Raw genomic sequence first — 15688 nt, 5'->3', positions numbered from 1 at the left:
TCGTGTGGTGCCGGACCTTCGAGGGCGTGTTTGCGCTGCGTCGCTCGAGCATGAAGATCCGGACCCGGGGTATCTGAAGGGGCGTTGTGCGCTGCCAATGCGATCATTGCGCCTGCGCCTGCCGCAAGAGTTGTGGCTCACTCAGAAGGCGGTTGCGAGCACGGGGAGAAACGCGGCACTGACACTCATTTATTCATGCTTCCGAGGGCGCACTGCTTGACAAGATGTGCAATTACACAGCAAAATCTTTCTATGATCGATATCAAGGGTCCGGACCTGTGTCACTGCCTCGCAGCCCGCCGCGCTGCACGCCACATGACGCGCCTCTACGACAGGCAGCTGGCGAGCGCTGGTCTGTCCACCTCGCAATTCTCCCTGCTTGCGTTAGTCGAGACGCATCCGGGTATTTCCATTCCCGACTTGGCGGTCCGCATGGTCATGGAACGCACGACCCTGCTACGCGCGATCAAGCCGATGCGAGAGCAAGGCTGGCTGCTCTCGGAAGCCCTGGGTGCGAAATCCGCGCTGGCCTTCACCGTGTCGGAGACCGGTGCAGCGAAGCTGCGCGAGGCGGAGCCCTACTGGAAGGCCGCCCAGAAGGAGTTCGAGGCACAGGCGGGTAGGCAACGTGCGGTTCAGCTTCGCAACGAACTACTGGATCTTGTCTTCGCCGCGTGATCACTCAAAAATCTTTACCCTATATGTGTAATTACACATCAACATGACGCAAGGAGTTCCTGTGCAGGCTTTTCCCCCCATCCAACGCAGCACTTCGGTGCCCGCCTCGGACATCGCAAGTGCGGTCGACTTTGTCAACCGCGTCAACTGGTTCTTCGAGACTTGGGACGTGGCATCAATGATCGACGCTTTCCTCCCGGACGCGGTGGCGTACCACTTTCACGGCACCATCCGCGGTCATGCGGAGATCCAGCATTTCTTTGAGCACGACTACCCTTATCTGATTCCGGGCGTCAGCCGAAACGCCACGAATCACATCGTCGACGCCGATGAGGATGGCGTCGAGGTCCGCTACCAGAACCTGCTTGTCCGATACGCCGCGCCGCAGGACGCCTCGGCGCTGGGCGCGGGCCAGGTCATGCACAGCGACGGCGAGTTCCCCGCCATCTGGCTCTACTCCCCCATGCGGGACCGGCTGCGACGCACGGCCGATGGTTGGAAGATCAGCGAACGCTACATCGGCGGCTCCACAACGAACCGAAAGCTCACGCCACCCGATGTTTCGGCCAGCGCCTTCGCTGCATTCATGCCGCGCCGGGAAGAACTCTGATGACGCGACTTTGTTCCATTCGTGCGCAAATGCTTTTACTCAGTGCTTTTGCACGCCACCCACGCTGGAGTCGCACGTGAAAATAGATCTCTCCGGCAAGCTCGCCCTTGTCACCGGGTCCACCGAAGGTATCGGATACGCCATAGCCCGCGGGCTGCAAGAGGCCGGCGCTCAAGTGGTCATCAACGGCCGTTCGGAGGCCAAGGTGGCCACGGCCTTGGCGCGCCTGGGAGGCCAATCGCGAGGGCATGCCGCAGACCTTGCCACCCCGGAGGGATGTGACTCGCTTGTAGCGGCGGTTCCGCAACCGGACATCGTCGTCAACAACCTCGGCATCTTCCAGCCACTCGACTTCTTCGAGACCGACGACTCCATTTGGGATCGCCATTGGCAAGTGAATGTCATGGCCGGCGTGCGCCTTGCACGCGCGTACCTGCCAAGCATGGCGTCTAGAGGATGGGGCCGTCTCATCTTCCTCGGTTCCGAATCGGCCTTCAACATTCCAGTTGAGATGGTGCACTATGGTGTGAGCAAGACGGCGGACGTGGCTGTCGCCCGCGGGCTTGCCAAACGCATGGCCGGCACAGGAGTAACGGTGAACTCGGTGCTGCCTGGCCCAACAATGTCCGAAGGAGCCGCCGAGATGCTCAAGGGGCATGTGACGGCCGAGCGGTCCTTCGAGCAAGTCGGCGTCGACTTCGTCAAGATGCATCGACCGACGTCCATCATCGGGAGGCCGGCAACGGTCGAGGAAGTTGCGAACATGGTGGTCTATGTCGCGTCCCCCCTCGCGTCCGCCACTACCGGTGCGGCGCTGAGAGTCGATGGTGGCGTGGTGGACTCACTCGTCTAGCGCCAATCGCAAGGCGTACCAACGCCGAACGATCCGCCATCCACCTGACGATCGATTGGTCGTCTTACTTTGAATGAAATGAATCTATGAAAATCTATGACCGCGCCGGCTTCCCGAACCCCGCTCGCATCCGCATCGTCCTGGCCGCCAAGGGCCTCGACGCCTCGATCGAGTTCGTCCCGGTGGACCTCATTGGCGCCGAACACAAACAACCCGCTTATCTATCGAAGAACCCCTCCGGAGTCGTCCCGCTGCTCGAACTCGATGACGGAACTCTGATTTCCGAGTCAACGGCAATCACAGAATATTTGGACAACCTCGACGGGAATCCCGTCTTGACCGGACGAACGCCAAAAGAAAAGGCCGTCATTCACATGATGCAGAGGCGTGCCGAGGCTTATGTGACCGACCCAGTAGGGCTGTACTTCCACCACGCCACCCCTGGCCTCGGCGACGCCCTTAAAGCTTTCAAGAGTCCTGAGTGGGAAGGTCGCGTCATGATGGGCGAACGCGAAGGAGAAAAAGTGCGAAACGGTCTGAAGTACTTCGACGAGTTGCTAAGCAAGCAGCCCTACTTGGCAGGCGAGGATTTCTCAATGGCAGATATCACGCTATTTGCGGGGCTAATGCACGCTGACGTGTCGGGCATCACCGTCCCTCCGGAGTACTCTTCGCTTCGTCAATGGCGCGAGCGGGTTTCCGGGCTACCTAGCGTGAAAAACCGCACCGGTCAGAACCTCCTGCCGGAAGACCTGAAGCGGCTGGGGTTCTGAACATCTCGGCATCCCCGGCCTCGTGAGAATGTGCGGCAACGCCGAACTTTTCGATCAGAGATCGGTGGAATTCAATAGGCCTTGCTCGCAGAAGTTTTTGCCCGCCAGCTCGTCCCTCGCCAAGACAATCTACGGTCATTTTTCCATTTGCATTGCGATCAATCAACGCATCGGCTAGCATCTCATCATGGTCAACAAAGCCTCAGCAACCTCTGTGTCGATGAAGATGTCGCGCTCCCCACCGGAAGCGGACATTTGCTGCGCGTGACCTGATCACTACCAACGCCAAAGCCGCTTCCACCTGGGGCGGCTTTTCTCATTGGGAAACCGCCTCACCACCTTTGAGGAGTTTCACATGTCCACTGAGAATATCGCCCCGGGCGCGGGCGCCTGCCGCTACATCACCACCGCGATTCCATATGTCAACGGTGCCCCACACATCGGGTTCGCGCTCGAAGCTGTGCAGGCAGACGCGCTTGCACGCCTGTATCGTCAGCAAGGTTTCCAGGTCCGACTTCAAGCCGGCACCGATGAAAATAGCATCAAGAATGTTCGTGCGGCAGATACCGCCGGCATCCACGTCACGGATCTGGTGGCTCAGAACGCAGGTCGTTTCGCAGCGCTTGGAACGACGCTCAATCTAACCTACGACGATTTCATCCGCACCAGCGCCGACCCGCGGCATCGGCCGGCCGTTGAAGCCTTGTGGAAGAAATGCTTTGAGCGGGGCGACATTTACAAGCGGGTGTACTCAGGGCTCTACTGCACCGGTTGCGAACAGTTCTACAAGGATGCTGATCTTGTGGGCGGCCTTTGTCCCGAGCACGGCACGCGACCGGATTGGATCGAAGAGGAAAACTGGTTCTTTAGCCTTTCGCGTTATGAAAGCCAACTGCGCAAAGCTTACGCACACGGCGAGATCGACATCGTCCCCGCATCCCGCCTCAATGAAGTGCTTTCGTGGCTTGACGGAGGCCTTGAGGATTTCAGCATATCGCGTGATGCCACTCGCGCCCGTGGCTGGGGCATCCCGGTACCGGGAGACCCTAGCCAAGTGATCTACGTGTGGTTCGATGCCCTTGTGAACTACATCTCTGCCCTTGGCTTTGGAACTCAGGGAGACACATCTTCTCAATGGTGGGATCTCGCCATTTCACGCGAGCACGTTGTCGGCAAGGGCATCACTCGCTTTCACGCCATCTACTGGCCGGCGATGTTGCTGTCTGCGAGGTTGCCCTTGCCCACAAGGATCCTCGTCCATGGCTACGTTACCGCCGAGGGACGCAAGATTGGCAAATCAACGGGCAATGCTGTGGATCCAACACCATTGGCACAAGCGTTCGGATCGGATGCCCTGCGCTACTTTCTCCTGCGCCATATTCGAGCGACAAGTGACGGTGACTTCTCGCATGCAAGATTCCAGCAAGCCTACGAGTCCGAACTGGCAGGCCAACTGGGCAACCTAGTACACCGAGTTTTGAGCATGGTCGCTCAGTATCTCGCGGGCATTGGGCCGTGGCCTTCGGTCGCCCATAGTAAGAGCGACTGGTTGCTCCAGAATGCCAAGCGGCTGCCGCCATCTGTACAGGCCCATTCAGAGGCCTTTGCCTTCGATCGCGCGCTCGATCAGGTCTGGGGCTTCGTGGCGGACTGCAACCGATACGTTGCCGAGCGCGCGCCATGGGTCTTGGCCAAAGGCTCTCGATCGGCCGACCCCGCAGCCGCCACCAAGAACACAGCGGAACTTGCCGAAGTTCTCTCCTGCCTGATGTTCGCGTTGTGGACGATCGCGAGGTGCCTCGTGCCCTTGCTGCCGGATACGAGTTCGAAGATCTTCAAGAAGCTTGGAATCGTCGACGCGGATAGCGTCGTCCAGTCGGGGCACCTTCACGTCGAGGCCGGTTTGCCGATCTTCCCGAGAAGGTAGCTCGATACCCGGAAAGGCGCAGACTGGCGCTTGTGGACTCTGCGGAACCTCCCGTCCGCCACGGGTTCTCAACTTTGCTGCTATCACGCAAAGGGCAATGATGTCGGCGGTTGTAGGAGACAGGATGCCGGTACACATTGGGTTATTTAGGTACCAGATCAGTTCGCCTGGTTTGATCGACGCTTTACCCCTCAGCTGGCATCTCACTCGCTGTCGGACAAAACTGTGATCGTCCGTGGCATGCACTCTGCTGTGTTTAAGGCAGTCGTGTCATCGATCGGCCGCCGCCTCGTTTCAGCTGAAGCAGGCGCATTCAACCCTGCATAACTCCAAAGGAGGCGACATGAAGCGCACATACATTTTCGCCATGAACCTGTGGCGCGTTCGCCCAACAGCAGCGCTCGAGACCCGTGGTGTCGAAATTGGCGCCGTGACTAGGGCGACGCGGCCGATGCCATTGAGACGCGACCAACGAAGATGCTTCGGGAAGCTCGCACGTTCGAAGACCCGGTCGAGTTTGCCGCGCCGGAGGAGCGCGATGGCGTCGTGGACGACTACGCGACCGTGGGCCTGAGCCTTGCCGCCATCCGGTGGCCCTGGTTCGCCCTCAACTCGCGAAGTGGCGCATCAGGACCGCAGAGCAACTGCGGCGCTCGGCCAAGGACCACCAGGTGGTGCGCGCGAGTGGGATCGTCACTCACGGCAGCGGCCGAGCACCGCGAACGGCGGGGTGTTCGCGACGCTCGAGGACGAGACCGGTATCCACGCCCGCAAGTTCGCCGAACTAGGTGACTTGCTCAAACAGCACCAGACACTCAGATGTCGGTCTCTGACCCGTCCGGGTTGGCCTTGATGTGGTATTGCCCGCTTTCACGGAAGCTGCGGACCGTGGCAAAGGTGTCTTCCATGAACTGAACGTACGAAAGCTTGCCGCCATTTCCCCGTGCCAAAACCGCAAACGGCGAGGTAACAGTCTTGCCCAGGGTGGTTGACGTATAGGTGAAGGTACCGAAGATCGCGGCGCCGTCCTCATTCTCAAAGCTGTCCTGGATCTGGAAGTTGTCGACCTTCCAATAGCGATGCACATCGATAAACGTCTGAACCAGACCTTTGACGCCTTTGGTCGTCCCGGCCCAAGGCAGAGCCTGCTTGACTTCCGGTTTCCCATAATTCAGCGAGACATAGATGAAGTCATCGGTGGTGTACTGTTTGACGAAGTCCAGATTGGTCGGGCTAGACAAGATCGTCTGCAGTACGGCCAATGGCGAAACGTTCGAAACGGGCTTGGTTGTGGAAAAAACCTGCGCATCGGTAGTGCCGACAGTTGAGGTCTCCGCCGCCGCTGCGGCGGGATTGCGATGCGTGGGTGCGATGTTGGACATGAAGTGGTGCTTTCCTAGTTTTCAAGAAGGTTTGACCCCCGAATCTTCGAAATTGATCCACTTCATTGTCATGAAGCGCCAACCCATTTCCGACGACCAGGGCTACGAAGGAGCAGTTTTTTGGCGGCAGAGAGGTACTACATAGGCAACTTCCTTCCAAGCGCGGCCCTGTGAGTGAGATTACTGATACGCCGTTCCCCAGACCGGCTTTGAGCGTAGAGGCGCTTGCTCCGAGCCGACTCCGTTCGCCACGGAAGGAGCTGCAACGCGAAAGCAGGCCGGCGAAGCCGAACTTGACTTGACGCCCAGGCGCGCGAGGAATGGCACTGGCGCTAGTGCTAGCAAACCCCGCTCGTGCGCTATCACCACAGCTTCTGTGCGATTACTTGCGCCTAGCTTTTCCAAGATCCCGCGCATGTGGCATTTGATGGTCCCGAGTTCGACCTGCAGCCGCGCAGCGATCACCTTATTGGCAAGGCCTTGTGCAGCGAGGCGCAAGACGTCAGTTTCGCGCGGCGTGAGTTGTTCATTGAGAACATTGTCCAAGAGGCTTATGGCCAGTGATCCACTGACATGACGGATGCCCATCTGCACGTTCAACACTGCATCCATGACCTCGTTAGCCGGACTAGTGCTGGTCAGATAACCAGCAACGCCCTGCTCCAGCGCAGTTCGGATCTCGGACTGGGTCGCGCGACTTGTGACCACCATGACGTGCGGCCCTCGCGTACCAGAGGAAACCTTTGCTCGATGCAGCGCAGCGGCCACTGACAACCCACGGTCGTAATCGGTAATTACAACGTCTACTCGCTGCGCAAACAGCCAATGCAAAAGCGTCTCAACTTTTTCTGCGGTGCAGGGTTCGAGAAGTTCGATGTAGCTATGGCGTGATAGTGTGGCTGTAAGCCCGGCATCGACCAGGTGCTCGCCGTGCATCACGAGGATGCGAGCTCTAGTAAGGGTTGTCATAGTGAATCTCAGGTGAGAAGTTCTGATGGAAATACCTGTAATGCTGCTTCGCGATAGACAGGGGCGCCTGTGCCGATAGCGCATGCGGTTGCTCTCATTGAGGATGGCGAAACGGTCGTGCACATGTGGTCGAGGTCATCTGCGTGCATCTCCATTTCGTGATCTCGGAGGGAGTTGCTATGTCTGTTGCACGCGCCATGCCAGATAAGTGCGGTCTCGATCGCGCAAGGGCAATTCCCCAGCAAACATCGCCTCCGGGGCTGTTGGACGACCGCTTGGGGCTGGCTCAGAGCTTTTTAGAGGATCGGAATCCGACCGCACTTCGACGCAGGGTTATCAAAGCGTCAAGCAGCCTGCATCGTTTGCATCATTTGATGAAGGCTGTCTGCTGGCGCCAACGGCCTCTTGCGATTAGGGTTGAGACACGTCGCCGCTGCGGAGGCGCTGCACGCGATAGCTCAGTTGCGGCCGGGTTAGGCCCAGCGCGCGTGCTGCCGCCGCGAGGTTACCGCCGGAGCGAGCGACAGCTTCCTTAATCAGCAGCTGCTCCATCGCGTCGAGCGTCAGGCCTCGCCGTGATACTTCATCAAAGAGAGAATCCGACGCGGCCACGGACGGCGGCTCCAGTGTGCCCACTGCCGTTACTGTCAGGGCCCCGGTGTCCGGCAACCCGGGGAAAAGCGCATCCACATCGATTGGCTCGCCGTCACTGACAAGAATTACGCCGCGTTCGATAAGGTTCTCAAGTTCGCGCACGTTGCCGGGCCAAGCGTGGCGGCGCATCGCGTCGAGCGCGCGGTCGGAGAAGCCGGCCACTCGCTTGCTATGGAGCGCCGCAAAGCGCTGCAGCAAGTGCATCGCGAGCGGCTCGATGTCGTCGCTGCGCTCGCGCAGCGGCGGAACGCGAATCGGGTAAACGTTCAGACGGTACAGCAGGTCGCGCCGGAAGCGACCCGAAGCGACTGCGACCTCAAGGTCGACATTGGTCGCAGCGACCACTCTCACGTTGATCTTGCGCGACTGGGTGCCGCCTAAGCGATCGAGCTCGCCAAGCTGCAGCACGCGCAACAGCTTGGCCTGCGCGGGTAGTGGTAGTTCACCTAGCTCGTCGAGCATCAATGTGCCGCCATCGGCCCGCTCGAAGCGGCCAACGCGTGGGGCGCTTGCACCTGTGTAGGCGCCTTTTTCGGCGCCGAATAGCTCGCTCTCGATCAGCTCAGCCGGTAAGGCAGCGCAGTTGATCGCCACGAATGGTTTGTCCTTACGGGGGCTCATCGCGTGCAACGCGCGGGCGAAGCGCTCTTTGCCGACGCCTGTCTCGCCTGTCAGTAGAACCGTTACCTGCGTGGCTGCTGCCTTGCGCAGCAGCGCGAGTGCCGAGTCAAAGGCGTTGGACTTGCCGACCAGCGGACCCAAATCATCCGAGGCCTCCAGAGTGGAGCGCAGGCTCTCTATTTGAGACTGCAAATCTTCCAGCCGGATCAACATCGAATCGGGCTCATAGTCGCCCGCCATTGCTTCGGCTTCCGGCCAAGCGGCCGCCGCTTTGCCGACGATGCGACACGACGGAGCACCGCAGGCGCTGCACTCCGTTTCCTTGAAGAGGATTGGACGGCCGAAGAATTCGCTCGTGTAGCCCGAAGCATAGCCAAGCAGCATCCAGCACACAGGCTCGGTCTGCGGGCCGAAATCACGGATGTGGGTTTCCACCTCCCATGAATGGTCCCAGCGGAAGACACCGTCGAAGTGACCGCGTTCAATATCGACATCGAAGCGCTCGGGGGTGACCTGCACGGCGCCCTGCAGCATGTGCAGTTGTGGACCCACCAAGAACATCTCAAGCAGTGCCGCCTCACCGCGCACCTGACGAGCTAGCACTGCATCGCGCCGGCCGGACGCATGGCCAGCACGCATGAGAACACGGCGAGACTGCTCTCGGCCAAAGCTCAGAAGCAGTTCCCGGCGAAGCGAGCCTAGTGCCGACAGATGCAGCAAGACCATGCGCCGACCGCCCATCCAGATGCGGCCATCCGCCGCTGAGAACTGTATGAGCTGGCGCAGGTCCAGGTCGTTCGGTAGAGATGGCATGTCAATCCTGCGACTGCGATGGTTGTCAAAGTACGGAGGCTTGTTGGTGCTCCCTCGACCAGGCCCAAGGTATGAGCAACCGCCGAGCGTCAAAGACCGGTCGTTGTCGGGGGCGAGAGCGAAGGATGGCATCCATTGCGAAGCGATCTCTCGGTGCGGCAGCGCGAAGGGTCGTCGGAGGTCGAAACGAATTTCCGTCCATAGTCTCGGGCGCGTGGCGCCGATTGGCACGGCTCCCGGGTTCTAGAAGTCTTTGATGTCTCTTCGTCGCTATGGTGAACCCAAGGGACGCCGAGTGCTGCCTCCTAGGACAGCCCATAAGCTTCAGCAAAGAACATACATATGCTTTTCCGGTTTCGACGTCTGTCGCAGTGCCGAAGCCAGTGGAGCTGGCCCGGTATTGCCTCTACCTTTGCGGCAGATCCTCCTGGTCTAAATTACCCGGTAGTTTCGGAGAAAGCGTGGGAGAACGCTGCAGCGAGAATCATCTGCCATTCGGTCTTGAGCCAGCATGGGGTCAGTATGCCCGCAGAGGTGGATGCAAGCACTGTTTAAGATTGCGGCAAACAGACTAAAAATGCCCACTGGACGCTAGCCCGAAGTCGGTCAGAAGCCGACCGGCTTGAGCGGAACCGAGCACGACTTTCACCTCAGTGCCGCTCATGCCCGCAGGAGCGATGCATCAGCGCGTCAGGCGCATCAGTGACGGCGCCGACGAACGAACAAGTCTTGCGCATCTTGCGCTTCAACTACATCAGTTCTGGAGCCCAGACTCTCTTCGGCGCTGACGAAGTCCGCGGCCTCTTGCGTCAACACACGGCGTTCCATGTCGAGACCGCCGCTCCTATCCCCGATGCACGAGAGCGTTGTGGCTTGTCAGTCTGACTTAGTGTGCACTTGCAGCATTGACACCTGCCGGGCAAACGTTGGCCATCTCAGCCATTTAATCCGGCCGCACTTGGCGATATCCGTCCATCCTGATGAATAGGTTCAGCGTACCTCGCCAGCCGCCGCTGCCGTTTCTTCGGCAACGCCAAGAAAGCGCCGTCCGTTGTGCCCGGCGCGGCTCACCGCGAGGTCGCTGGCGCCTCCGGGGTCTGATTCTCTCCACCGGACTTGGCTGGCACTTCAGCCGCTCGAGCACCGCTATTTCGTGCACCATCTTCCCATGTGAACTCCAGTGAGTCGTTTGAATGCGATCCGAGTGCCGCAAGACGCCGCCTGGATCAGTTCACGCTGTGCAAAAACGACACAACTGAGAAGGGTGAATCTCGCGTGCTTTGCTGCTTTGCTGCTTGGATGTCGGATACCCCTTTGGAGGAGCATCTGTGAACGCGTTCTTTGATTCTTAGGCGAGAGCGCCGGCGTCAGCGAGCAGGGTCGCGCCGGTGATCAAGCTTGCAGCAGGGCTTGCAAGGAAGACCACAGCGTTAGCGACCTCTTTGGGCTCGCCAAAGCGTCCAAGTGCGGTCAGTGCCTTTTGGAAGTCAGCCGCCGGGCCGTTTGCGGGGTTCGAATCGGTATCAGTCGCTCCTGGGTGCACGCAGTTTACGGTGATTCCCTTTGGGCCCAGCTCACGTGACAGTCCCCGTGTAAACGACACGAGTGCTGACTTCGTCATCGCGTATGCCGTAACACCAGGGAAAGGCACACGCTCCGCCAACCCGGAGCCAATCGAAACAATGCGCCCCCCTTCCTTAAGGTACGGAATGACAGCTTTTGAAAATAAAACGGGCGCCCGCACGTTGGTATCCATAAGTACTTGATACTCCTTCAACTCCAGATCGGCAATCATGCCGCTGTGGCCGATCGCGGCGCTGTTGACGAGAATGTCAATGCCGCCGAGCGATGCTTCCGCCTCTTTTACTGCGCGCACGATTGCTTCCGGATCAGTACTGTCGGCCCGTATAGCGAAAGCACGGCGACCCAAGCTCTCGATTTGCTTAACGACAGATAGAGCTTTCTCTGGGGCATTGCGATACGTGAAGGCAACGTCAGCGCCATTTTCGGCTAGCGTTGTGGCGATGGCTGCACCAATGCCTCGCGATCCGCCAGTAACCAGTGCCAGTTTCCCGTTTAAATCAATCATAGAAGTTCCTTGGTTTGCGAATTTATGGCACTGCGTTGGACGACCAGCGGCGCCCGCATCGGATCGCCGAAACACATGTTGTAGCCCTGCGCAGCGTTATTCTTAGTTGCTCAAAGTGAACACCGATTTCGTCGAAGATTCCTTCGACAATTTGCTCTAGAGCGAGGGGCTTGGTGTTTAACTGTTGGTGAGGACGAAATTTCCATCCATGTCTCTGAGGATGATGATTAAGTGCTCTCAACTTAATGTTCCAGACTCGTGTTGGATGGGGCATTACCGATGACGGGTGCCTGATGTGCGGAGTCCTTCGAATCGGCCGCCGCAGTATCTAACGAGACCTAGTGGAAAGCACTGTTCAATATTGCCTCAATCCGGCGAAAGTTGACCGTTAGGTTGCGTCTCAGAACGTCGCTCTGTCTTTAGGACTAGCCCGGGCAAGCATTTTTAGATAGTGCATGGCACTGGAACTGTTGGCACTATCGGGATTGGGCGCCGGCGGCTGCGATGCTTGCCGGACGGAATGCAGACTCGGCTTACTAATGAGCTAAGTTTGCGTCAGCTGCCCTAATCCACTGCATCGCGCACGCCTGACCAGGAGTTTCGAATGATTAAAGCCGGCCTTCCCGCACTTCTCCGTCCCCAAGACAGCATAGTTGTTCTTATTGATCATCAGCCTTTCCAATTCACAAATCTTCACAGTCATGACCCAACGATGATTGCGAATAATGTGATTGCTTTGGCCAAAGGTGCCAAGGCATTCAACGTCCCAACGATTCTTACAACCGTGCTTGAGGAGCGAGGGGGTTACCTCTTGAAGGGCTTGCAAGATGTTTTCCCGGAACAGAAGCCAATTAATCGGACATTTATCAACACGTGGGAGGATCCCGCGGTCACAGACATCGTAAAAAAGTCTGGTCGTAAACAGCTCGTCCTAGCGGCGCTTTGGAGTGAAGTGTGCCTTGCTATGCCGGCAATTCAAGCCGTTGGTGAGGGATATGACGTGTTCGTCGTCACAGATGCATCTGGCGGCGTATCCGCTGAAGCACATGACATGGCTGTGCGACGACTAGTGCAAACTGGCGTGGTTCCCATCACATGGCTAGCCGTGCTTGCTGAGTGGCAGCGTGACTGGGCACGAGAGGAAACGGCCAAGGGGCTGTCTCAAGTGTTGCTGGAGCATGGCGGCGGCAGTGGCATCGCGTTGGCCTGGGAGATTCAGCTCCTAGCCTCGGCGGGGCAGACGGCTTCGAAGGGCGTTTGACCTAACCCTCTGTGCAAGATCGCCCTCCAATCAATCGCTGTGTTCCGGTAACAAAGGCTGTGTACGTGTAGGCAGTTGAAGCTGTTTGAAAGTGCCTCAACGTCCTCGTCCACGCCTGAGTGAGCCGACGGGTGCGCAGTTTAGATTGGTTGGCACTTATAGCCCGACCAATGTCCGAATGCTGCGCCACCTTCAGTTATGCCCGCGCGACATGCAACGACACCTGCGCTGCGCGGGCGAGTCAGCATTCTCTAAATGTGCTGGATCCTCCCTGCTGAAGCTTGCACTTGCGGGCAGCTGGAACCTCTGGTGAGCAGCTTTGCTGCGGAGCCAAGGTCAACGCTTGATCGGGCTCGCTCATGACCGTGATCGGGCGCGCCGCGTCAAGCCGCAGCGCGCTTTTTGATAAGGCCTGTAAGTTTGCGAAATGCGTTGCACCCGAGGTGTACTTGGCGCTATTCGAGCGGTGGATCGGCATACCCGCCCGAGTTTCATCACTTTACGTGCGCGTCGAGAAACGCCCGAATAACCGCACCAATCTCGGCGCCATGGGTCTCAAGTGCCAAGTGTCCGGTGTCGTAAAACCGGATGTCAGCCCCAGGGATGTCGCGCTTCCATGCAGCGGCACCCGCTGGGAGGAAGAAGGGGTCGTTCTTCCCCCAAACAGCCAACAGCGGTGGCTGATGCTCGCGGAAGTAGGCTTGGAACTCAGGATACTTCGCGACGTTGGTCCTGTAGTCGAGCAGCAGATCTAACTGCACGTCCGCGTTACCGGCACGCGACACCAGATAGCTTTCGAGGGCGATGGCATCGGGCGGCACGAGGCTCGGATCAGGCACACCTTCCAGGTACTGCCACTTGATCGAAGACGGCGTTGGGAACTCGTGCAAGGATTCGCGGTTTTCCCGCGTAGGCTCCTTCCAGTACTTCTGAATCGGAGCCCAGCCATTGCCAAGCCCTTCCTCGTACGCGTTGCCGTTCTGAGAAATGATCGCGGTTATACGTGATGGGTTTGCTACAGCGAGCCTCCATCCGACTGGGGCGCCGTAGTCAAACACCTGCATGGCGTAGCGGTCAAGCTTCAGCTGCTCGGTGAACTGACCAATGGTCTTGGCGAGCTGGTCAAAGGTATACGAGTACGAGCCACGGGCGGGTGCCTCTGTGAACCCAAAGCCCGGAAGGTCGGGCGCAATCACGTGATACTTGTCTGCGAGCAGCGGAATCAGTCCGCGGTACATAAACGAGGATGCTGCGTAGCCGTGCAGAAGAAGGATTTTGGGCGAGTTCGGGTTCCCTGCTTCTCGATAGAACACCTTCACATCGCCCACTTGCGCGAAGCGGTGGTGGATTTGAAGATCGGCCGCATTTACAACACCGGATGCGATAACTGCAGCTAGCCCAGCTGCGGCTGCGGGAGATACATGGGACATGCGCATACCTTGTAACCTGTTGAAGTTGATTTTAGAGGTTACCCCGGATCATAGTAACTTGTCAATGCATGCTTAGCCGGTTACAATGGTGCGATGCAAAGCTACTCGCAGACTGAGCGCCCGGCGCTACTCATCGGCGATGACCTCGCTCTCGACTTTTTAAATACCCGCTATGGAACAGGTTCGGCGCATCGCGAATGCCTTGTGGACGATGCGAGTGTGGTGGCGTGGCTGAAGCAGGTTGCCGTGCTTTCTGACGACTTCCGTGGAGTGCCGCCTGGCTTACTGAGCCTCGCACTCGTCCTGCGCGAAAGCGCGAGAGCGCTTATTCAAGCGGCAAAGGCAAAGGAGCACGCTGACACCCGAACTATCAACCACATGCTTGAGATGGGGCGAGATTCACACGAGCTGGCGTGGAACAGCAGCAGCAAGACCTATCACTTGCTGTCACGACGTCGAGACAACGGCGCCGCCAGTCTGCTGTATCCGGTCGCGCAGGCGATAGTAGACCTACTTGTTAGTCCCTCCTTGGACCTAGTGAAGCAGTGCGAGGCCCACGATTGCACGCTTATGTTTCATGATCATACAAAGTCACACCGTCGTCGCTGGTGCAGCATGGCCCTTTGTGGAAACCGGATGAAGGTCGCAGCCTTCCGCGAAAGAAAGAAGCTTCGAGAGTAGCTGTCGACGCCACGATCAGAAGACTTCACACCAACTGACCTTTCAATTTTGGAAAGCGAAACATGAGCAAGCCTGAGTTTTTTGTCGTGCCCGGCGCTGGCGATATCTTCCGTAAAGAGTTGCACTTTTCAAGTGCGGTCAAGATTGGCGATCGAATTGAGACGTCTGGACAAGGTGGCTGGAATGACTCACTGCAGATTCCAGAAAAGATCGAGGATGAAATCGCGGCAGCGTTTCGGAATGTTGAGCTCGTGCTGCGGACTGCAGGAGCGACTTGGGCGCACGTCGTTCACGTGAACACGTATCACGTCGGCGGTTTCCCGCCGATCGTGAACGAAACGATAGTGAAGCTCTACAGACAGTACATGCCGAACCATGCACCGATTTGGACACAAGTGGGCATTGAGGAACTAGGGCTTCCGACGATGCGCTTCGAAATCCGCGTCACAGCTATCGTTCAGTGATCCATCAGGGTGCCGATGGCGCCGACCTGCACATTGCCCTTTGTTCGGAGAGCGTTGCGGTCGCTATAAGCTGGGGCGCCTTCTAGCTTGGAAAACTTTGGGCGCATTCTCGTGCTCATGTAATCTATCAAGGCTATGACGCTGCTACCCAATTGCATGGTAGTGGAAGATAAACCACCGATTCAATGATGCAAACCCCTGTCGAGTTGCCGGAGAATGTACTCAACCTAACTGGTTCGACACGCGTGTGGTCGGGTGTGACCGTCATTCACGCAGAGTTCACCTGTGCGGGTCGTGTAATGTATGAAGTTCCATTCGAGGACGAATCCCGGATTGGCCTAATACTGGAAGAAGTTGGGTCATATCGATCAGAACCACGATTGAATCGGGATGCTCCTTGCCGCGTTGACTACAAGCCGCGTCAAATTAATTTCGTTCCAGCGGGAATGACTATATGGGGATACAGCAGCGACATTCGGTATG

Annotated in this window: 13 protein-coding genes; 8 read left to right on the top strand and 5 right to left on the bottom strand. The window is 58.1% G+C overall.

Annotated features, from left to right (window positions below; genetic code table 11):
- Positions 1-252 precede the first annotated feature (252 nt).
- The 5 genes from V9K97_RS18550 (at position 253) to metG (ending at position 4841) form a co-directional block, all read left to right on the top strand.
- Positions 253-678 (top strand): MarR family winged helix-turn-helix transcriptional regulator, encoded by a 426-nt coding sequence (locus V9K97_RS18550; RefSeq protein WP_337319868.1) that lies wholly within the window; start codon positions 253-255, stop codon positions 676-678.
- A gap of 97 nt (positions 679-775) precedes the next feature.
- Positions 776-1288: a nuclear transport factor 2 family protein gene (locus tag V9K97_RS18545; protein WP_337319867.1), complete on the top strand. Its 513-nt coding sequence runs from the start codon at positions 776-778 to the stop codon at positions 1286-1288.
- 76 nt (positions 1289-1364) lie between these two features.
- Positions 1365-2141, top strand: coding sequence for an SDR family NAD(P)-dependent oxidoreductase (locus V9K97_RS18540; protein WP_337319866.1), 777 nt, complete (start codon positions 1365-1367; stop codon positions 2139-2141).
- A gap of 86 nt (positions 2142-2227) precedes the next feature.
- Positions 2228-2914 (top strand): glutathione S-transferase family protein, encoded by a 687-nt coding sequence (locus tag V9K97_RS18535; RefSeq protein WP_337319864.1) that lies wholly within the window; start codon positions 2228-2230, stop codon positions 2912-2914.
- A 355-nt stretch (positions 2915-3269) separates the two neighbouring features.
- Positions 3270-4841 carry a methionine--tRNA ligase gene (gene metG / locus V9K97_RS18530; protein ID WP_337319862.1) on the top strand — a complete coding sequence of 524 codons (1572 nt, stop codon included), beginning with the start codon at positions 3270-3272 and terminating at the stop codon, positions 4839-4841.
- A gap of 815 nt (positions 4842-5656) precedes the next feature.
- Here the strand turns inward: metG and V9K97_RS18525 are convergent.
- From V9K97_RS18525 to V9K97_RS18510, 4 genes are all read right to left on the bottom strand, one after another.
- Positions 5657-6223 carry a nuclear transport factor 2 family protein gene (locus tag V9K97_RS18525; protein WP_337319860.1) on the bottom strand — a complete coding sequence of 189 codons (567 nt, stop codon included), beginning with the start codon at positions 6221-6223 and terminating at the stop codon, positions 5657-5659.
- Between the two features lie 180 nt (positions 6224-6403).
- Entirely contained in the window at positions 6404-7192 is a 789-nt protein-coding gene (locus V9K97_RS18520) for a response regulator transcription factor (RefSeq protein ID WP_337319858.1), read from the bottom strand.
- Between the two features lie 411 nt (positions 7193-7603).
- Entirely contained in the window at positions 7604-9280 is a 1677-nt protein-coding gene (locus V9K97_RS18515; protein WP_337319856.1) for a sigma 54-interacting transcriptional regulator, read from the bottom strand.
- A 1348-nt stretch (positions 9281-10628) separates the two neighbouring features.
- Positions 10629-11369, bottom strand: coding sequence for an SDR family NAD(P)-dependent oxidoreductase (locus V9K97_RS18510; RefSeq protein ID WP_337319854.1), 741 nt, complete (start codon positions 11367-11369; stop codon positions 10629-10631).
- 604 nt (positions 11370-11973) lie between these two features.
- Between V9K97_RS18510 and V9K97_RS18505 the strand changes: the two genes are divergently transcribed.
- Positions 11974-12630, top strand: a complete 657-nt coding sequence (locus tag V9K97_RS18505; protein WP_337298159.1) for a hydrolase — start codon at positions 11974-11976, stop codon at positions 12628-12630.
- Positions 12631-13124: 494 nt separating this feature from the next.
- Here V9K97_RS18505 and V9K97_RS18500 read toward each other — a convergent pair whose 3' ends face one another.
- Positions 13125-14060 carry an alpha/beta fold hydrolase gene (locus tag V9K97_RS18500; RefSeq protein WP_337319853.1) on the bottom strand — a complete coding sequence of 312 codons (936 nt, stop codon included), beginning with the start codon at positions 14058-14060 and terminating at the stop codon, positions 13125-13127.
- A 93-nt stretch (positions 14061-14153) separates the two neighbouring features.
- Between V9K97_RS18500 and V9K97_RS18495 the strand changes: the two genes are divergently transcribed.
- Positions 14154-14741, top strand: coding sequence for a CGNR zinc finger domain-containing protein (locus tag V9K97_RS18495; RefSeq protein ID WP_337319852.1), 588 nt, complete (start codon positions 14154-14156; stop codon positions 14739-14741).
- Positions 14742-14803: 62 nt separating this feature from the next.
- Entirely contained in the window at positions 14804-15205 is a 402-nt protein-coding gene (locus V9K97_RS18490) for a RidA family protein (RefSeq protein ID WP_337319850.1), read from the top strand.
- Positions 15206-15688 lie beyond the last annotated feature (483 nt).

This window comes from Variovorax sp. CCNWLW186 (assembly GCF_037203865.1).
Lineage (GTDB): Bacteria > Pseudomonadota > Gammaproteobacteria > Burkholderiales > Burkholderiaceae_C > Variovorax.
The sequence above is the reverse complement of the archived record's forward strand: the minus strand, read 5'-3'. Positions and strand labels throughout refer to the sequence as shown.

Bases quoted from the DNA above. Each gene is read 5' to 3' on its own strand.
- V9K97_RS18550 (WP_337319868.1), top strand. From the start codon at position 253: ATGATCGATATCAAGGGTCCGGACCTGTGTCACTGCCTCGCAGCCCGC.
- V9K97_RS18535 (WP_337319864.1), top strand. From the start codon at position 2,228: ATGAAAATCTATGACCGCGCCGGCTTCCCGAACCCCGCTCGCATCCGC.
- metG (WP_337319862.1), top strand. From the start codon at position 3,270: ATGTCCACTGAGAATATCGCCCCGGGCGCGGGCGCCTGCCGCTACATC.
- V9K97_RS18525 (WP_337319860.1), bottom strand. From the start codon at position 6,223: ATGTCCAACATCGCACCCACGCATCGCAATCCCGCCGCAGCGGCGGCG.
- V9K97_RS18520 (WP_337319858.1), bottom strand. From the start codon at position 7,192: ATGACAACCCTTACTAGAGCTCGCATCCTCGTGATGCACGGCGAGCAC.
- V9K97_RS18515 (WP_337319856.1), bottom strand. From the start codon at position 9,280: ATGCCATCTCTACCGAACGACCTGGACCTGCGCCAGCTCATACAGTTC.
- V9K97_RS18510 (WP_337319854.1), bottom strand. From the start codon at position 11,369: ATGATTGATTTAAACGGGAAACTGGCACTGGTTACTGGCGGATCGCGA.
- V9K97_RS18505 (WP_337298159.1), top strand. From the start codon at position 11,974: ATGATTAAAGCCGGCCTTCCCGCACTTCTCCGTCCCCAAGACAGCATA.
- V9K97_RS18500 (WP_337319853.1), bottom strand. From the start codon at position 14,060: ATGTCCCATGTATCTCCCGCAGCCGCAGCTGGGCTAGCTGCAGTTATC.
- V9K97_RS18495 (WP_337319852.1), top strand. From the start codon at position 14,154: ATGCAAAGCTACTCGCAGACTGAGCGCCCGGCGCTACTCATCGGCGAT.
- V9K97_RS18490 (WP_337319850.1), top strand. From the start codon at position 14,804: ATGAGCAAGCCTGAGTTTTTTGTCGTGCCCGGCGCTGGCGATATCTTC.